This window comes from Endothiovibrio diazotrophicus, from assembly GCF_054657215.1.
The window spans coordinates 1-4976 of sequence record NZ_BAAHXB010000191.1; the positions used below are offsets into that span (position 1 = coordinate 1).

The window sequence follows — 4976 nt, forward strand, 5'->3', positions numbered from 1 at the left end:
ACTAGCCCGCTATCTCCGCCTGCGCGGCTTCTTCCCCTTTCCTCCCCCGCCACCGCCGCGTCCGGGCGGTGGCGGGGGAGGGGGCGTGCGCTCCTCCGGGGGGAGGCGGAAGTGGAGATAGAGGTCGGTGACCGTCTCCGGCAACTGTTCGGCCAACTGGCGGGCCAGTGCGCTGTCGCCGTCGAGGGTGGCGAACTCGCGCTCCTCGAGCATCCCGGAGAGGGCGGCCACCGGCAGCAACAGCTCCCCCACGGTCTCTTCGTCGGCGGCGAACCACGCCTCCTCGGTAAGCAGGTGACCCTCCATGAAGGCGATGCACCAGGCGCGCAGGTCGGAGCGGTCGGGGTCGTCGCCGAGGGTGGGTTCAAAGGGGAGGTCCACCGGCTCGCCATCGGAGAGCACGAACTCCACCTCGGCGAGGAAGTGGTGCAACAGTTCCACCAGCCGCCGGCGGTCGTCGGGGGTGTCGAAATGGGGCGCGTCGCCGAGCACCAGGGCGAGCCACGCCTCCTCCGGCGGCAGCACCGGCCCCACCGCCAGGGCGGTGAGCAGGCCGTGGGCCTCGATCAGGTCCATCGCCTGCTCGCCCAGTCGGTCCGGATCGAGGCGTTCGGCGAGCTCCTCGAATTCGTCGTCGTTCAGTTCGCTGTTCATTCCCGGCTCTCCAGTAGTCTGATTTTTTCCCACAGCTCGCCGGGCTCGTCGCCGCGGTTGCGCAGGCCGAGGGCCAGATCGCGGCCCCGTTCGCGGATCTCTTCCAACTGCTCCGGCTCGAATAGCCAGAGGGCGGCGCGGATCGCCTCGCGGGATTCGCTGAGCAGGGTCGGCACCAGCTCCTGCGCCTCGATCGTGGTGTCGGGGCGCATCAGATCGGCCACCAGCGGGTGGCCGAGCAGTTCGAACTGGGCACGGCGGGCGCGCTCCTCGTCGTCCAATTCGGCGCGCGCCTTGGGGTCGTCGCCGGCCGCCGCGCGTACCGCCTGCATCACCACTTCGATCAGCTTGCGCAGCGCATCGAGGATCGAGCGGTGCTCGCCGGCCATGGCCGTGCACTCCACGTAGGCGCGGTCGAGCTGCGCCTTGAGCTCGAGAATCACCTGGCTCTCCTCGTTGGGCTTCAGCTCCACCGCCCGCTGCACCAGGGCGCGGAACTGTTCGAGAAAGGCCTGCGCCTCCTGCTGGTCGAGGGCCCGTGCCCGGTCGACGTCGCCTTGGGTGACGCGCCGGCGTGCCACGTCGAAGAGCAGATTGCCGGCACGCCGGCGCAGTTGGCGCTCGTGGCTGCCGGGGTGGTCGCTGAATTGGAGGCTCATGGGATCTGGAAGGGGGTTGTAAATGGGTCTCTTTCGCGAGCCCTAAAGTACACCAACTACCACCTCGCCACCAATCGCGGCGGACACGGTGTATGATGGGGCCCGATGGTTTCCCGGATCGATACCAGTCGGTGATGACGATGAGTGAGGATCAGGTAGAGCGCAGCGTTGCCAACATGCGCAACGCGATTCCCTTGATGACCCGCTACGGCCTGTCGGTGACGCCGCGCAACTACGCCGTCTGGTACGAGTACGTGTCGGGGGAGAACGGCGACCTGCGCGAGGCGCTGGATCGCTATATCAAGGCCGAGCAGCCGATCGACGACGAGCTCTGCGATCGCCTCTATCTGCGTTTCGTCAGCGGTGTCGACGAGACCCGCCTGGCGACGGTGCAGGCGGAGATCCGCCGGCTGGTGGAGGAGCTGCGCGACGCCATCGTCGCCGCCGGCGGCGACGCCTCCCATTTCGAGGAGGTGCTCGCCCGTCACCACTCCCTGCTCTCCCACGAGCGCGGCATGGAGTCGCTGCTGGAGGTGATCGACAACCTGAGCAGCGAGACCGGCCAGATGCGCAGCTCCGGTGCCCGCTTCCACGAGGCCCTGGACCGCCAGTTGGAGGAGGTGGAATCGCTGCGCCGCGAGCTGGAGGAGGCGAAGCGCGCCGCCGACACCGACTTTCTCACCGGGCTGGCCAATCGCAAGGTGTTCGACGGCGTCCTGCGGCAGTTGATTGCCGAGGCCGGAGCGGGCGGGGTGTTCTCCCTGCTGATGGTGGATATCGACCACTTCAAGCAGTTCAACGACACCCACGGCCATCTGATCGGCGACAAGGTGCTGGTGGTCGTTGCCGGCAATCTGCGCAAGGCGGTGAAGGGGTCCGACCTGGTGGCCCGCTACGGCGGGGAGGAGTTCGCCGTGCTGTTGCCGGAGACCGACTACCGCGGCGGGATGGTGGTGGCCGAACATATCCGCGGATTGATGGAGCGCAGCCGGTTGGTGCGCAGCGGCTCCCGCGAGGAGATCGCGCCATTGCGGGTTTCGGTGGGGGTCGCCCTGTTCCGCTCGGGAGACCGTCCCGAGGGGCTGATCGAGCGGGCCGATCGCGCCCTCTATCGAGCCAAGGCGGCAGGCCGCAACCGGGTGGTGGGAGAGCTCGATCCGGCGGCGTGAGTCTTGCGGCCGATTTATCACCATTGACTAATATGTGTGCCTTGTGAAACGCTGAAAAGCCGTTCAACCATCCGAGCCAGCAGGGGGACCAGTCATGGCTGAGAGTGATATGCCGGAACCGAACGCGGAGAGTTCCGCCGAGGAGACGACCCAGTCCGCGCCGCAAAATAAGGCGGTGACCAAGAAGAAGGTGGCGACGAAGAAAAAGGCGGCGACCAAAAAGAAGGTGGCGACCAAAAAGAAGCCGGCGGCCGCGGCCGCGGCGGTCGCCGCAAGTGTGCCGGAGACCCCTTCGGCCCCCGCTGAGCCGGCCGCTGAACTGCCGCCTGCCGCCGAGCCGCCGGCAGAGGCGCCCAAAGAGGCAGCCGGGCCCTCCGCCGAGGAGATGGCCCGCCGGGAGGCGCTGCAGCAGCGCCTCGCCAGCGCCGGCGTGATGGCCGCCGAGCCCCCCAAGGGAAGGAGCGGTCCCACCCTGTCCGATCACCTCTACAAGCTGGTGGTGGTAGCCGGTGTGGCGGCCATCGCCTGGTTCTTCTATCTGGAGTCGCAGAAGGGGTCGATGGGCGACGGGGCGGTGGTGGATCCCGCTCCGTCCGCACCGGTGGCCGAGAAGGTGGGTGGTGACCCTGCTGCCGGGCCGGTCGGCGACGGTCAGGGGGCGGCGGAGGGGGGCGCGCGATCGCTGGCCGATTCGATCCTCTCCGCAGTGCTGGTTGGCCGCGGGGACCCGGATCGGGCAGAGAAGGAAGCGACGGCTGCGTCCTCCTCGGTTTCGGTTGCGGCCGATGCCTCGGCGAAGGCCGACACTGCGGCGCCGGCTCCCGAGCCTGTGGCCGTGAACGCGGGCGGGGAGGGGGATGACGCCGGGAAGTCGGCCGCCGCCGAAGAGGTCGAGCCGGCCCTGGCGACGGGCGCGGCCGAGATGGCGGCGGTGCCTGCGGCGGCGGCTGCCTCTCCGGCGCCGCAGGCCACGTCGGCTGCTGTCCCTGCGGCACCTGCCGCTCCGGCGACTCCGGCGGCCATTCCCAAACCCCTTGCGCCGGCCGTGGCGGCGAACACCACCGGCGGCGAGGCCGACGGCACCCTCTACTACCCCGACTTCGGTCCCGCCGGCGGTTACTACTACGGTCCGGTCTACTACTACAACCCCTGGTACGGCCCCGGCTGGGGGCCGGCATGGTGGTAATTCCGGTGAAGTGACCTTTGCCCGGTAAAATGGCCGTCCCGCCCGTGGGGGACGGCCATTTTTCTTTATCGTGTCGGACAGTCGGGGCATACTGACGTCCTGGTTAAATTGGGGTAGGCCTAGCGGTTTGACCGAGGCACCCACGATTGGGAGGAACGATGTCCGTAAAACATCCGATCATTGCGGTGACCGGTTCGTCGGGGGCGGGGACCACCACGGTGCGCCACGCCTTTGCCGACATCTTCCGCCGCGTCGGGATCGATGCCTACCATATCGAGGGCAATAGCTTCCGTCGCTACGATCGGGAGGGGATGCGGCAGGCCTTCGAGGCCTCCCGCGCCCGCGGGGAGCCGATCAGTCACTTCGGTCCGGAGGCGAATCTCTTCGACCGGCTGGAGAGCCTGTTTCGTGAATACTCCCGCACCGGCAGCGGGATCGCCCGCGAATACGTGGAGACCGACCAACAGGCGGCCGAACTGGGAGCGCCGGCAGGCACCTTCACCCCTTGGACGGAGATCCCCGCGGGGAGCGACCTGCTGTTCTACGAGGGGCTGCACGGTGCGGTCACCGAGGACAGTTGGTCCCACCGCAGGATGAGCCCCTCCCACAACCCCTTCGTGGTCAAGGTGCGTCAGCAGCTGATGGAGCGCTGTGACTACGGCATGGACGTGGCCAAGTGGGTCGATCTGCTGGTCGGGGTGGTGCCGGCGATCAACCTGGAGTGGATCCAGAAGATCCACCGCGACTGCGCCGCCAAGGGGGCCTCGGTGGAGGCGGTGGCCCACACCATCCTGCGGCGGATGCCCGACTATGTTCGCTACATCATCCCCCAGTTCTCGTTGACCGACATCAACTTCCAGCGCATTCCGCTGGTGGATACCTCCAATCCGTTCATCGCCCGCGACATTCCCACGCCCCACGAGAGCATGGTGGTGATCCGGCTGCGCGAACCGTGGCGTTTCGACCTGCCCGATCTGCTGAGGCGATTGGACGGCTCCTTCATGTCGCGCCCCAACACCTTGGTGGTACCGGGGGGGGAGATGGGGCCCGCCATGGAGACCATCTGCACTCCGCTGGTGCAGGAAGTGGTGGAGCGGCGGCGTAGCGCGGAGGGGTAGGGGAGAGGCCTCAGACCTCGGACGGAGGGGCGACTAAAGTCGCCCTTCGCCTTTTCGGACCCCTGGTTACGACGCTCTGCGTCGTAACCGGGAACGGTGGACGCTCTGCGTCCTGGCGCTCGGTAGAACGCTGAAATTGCGGTGACTTCGTTCGGCAAGACGCGGAGCGTCGAAGAAGACGTGTCCACGC

The 4976-nt window shown here is 67.8% G+C and carries 5 protein-coding genes; 3 read left to right on the forward strand and 2 right to left on the reverse strand.

What is annotated here, in order from left to right; all coding sequences use genetic code 11:
• Positions 1-9: 9 nt before the first annotated feature.
• Positions 10-654 carry a YecA/YgfB family protein gene (locus ACYQ2W_RS25175; RefSeq protein WP_459873611.1) on the reverse strand — a complete coding sequence of 215 codons (645 nt, stop codon included), beginning with the start codon at positions 652-654 and terminating at the stop codon, positions 10-12.
• Positions 651-1313: a hypothetical protein gene (locus ACYQ2W_RS25180; protein ID WP_459873612.1), complete on the reverse strand. Its 663-nt coding sequence runs from the start codon at positions 1311-1313 to the stop codon at positions 651-653. Before ACYQ2W_RS25180 ends, ACYQ2W_RS25175 begins: the two co-directional genes overlap by 4 nt.
• 92 nt (positions 1314-1405) lie before the next feature.
• Here ACYQ2W_RS25180 and ACYQ2W_RS25185 point away from each other — a divergent pair, with 92 nt between their 5' ends.
• The 3 genes from ACYQ2W_RS25185 (at position 1406) to ACYQ2W_RS25195 (ending at position 4786) form a co-directional block, all read left to right on the forward strand.
• A complete protein-coding gene (locus tag ACYQ2W_RS25185) occupies positions 1406-2482 on the forward strand; it encodes a GGDEF domain-containing protein (protein ID WP_459873614.1) in 1077 nt (358 codons plus the stop codon).
• A 94-nt stretch (positions 2483-2576) separates the two neighbouring features.
• Entirely contained in the window at positions 2577-3668 is a 1092-nt protein-coding gene (locus ACYQ2W_RS25190) for a hypothetical protein (protein WP_459873616.1), read from the forward strand.
• 158 nt (positions 3669-3826) lie between these two features.
• A complete protein-coding gene (locus ACYQ2W_RS25195) occupies positions 3827-4786 on the forward strand; it encodes a phosphoribulokinase (RefSeq protein ID WP_459873618.1) in 960 nt (319 codons plus the stop codon).
• Positions 4787-4976: the final 190 nt, after the last annotated feature.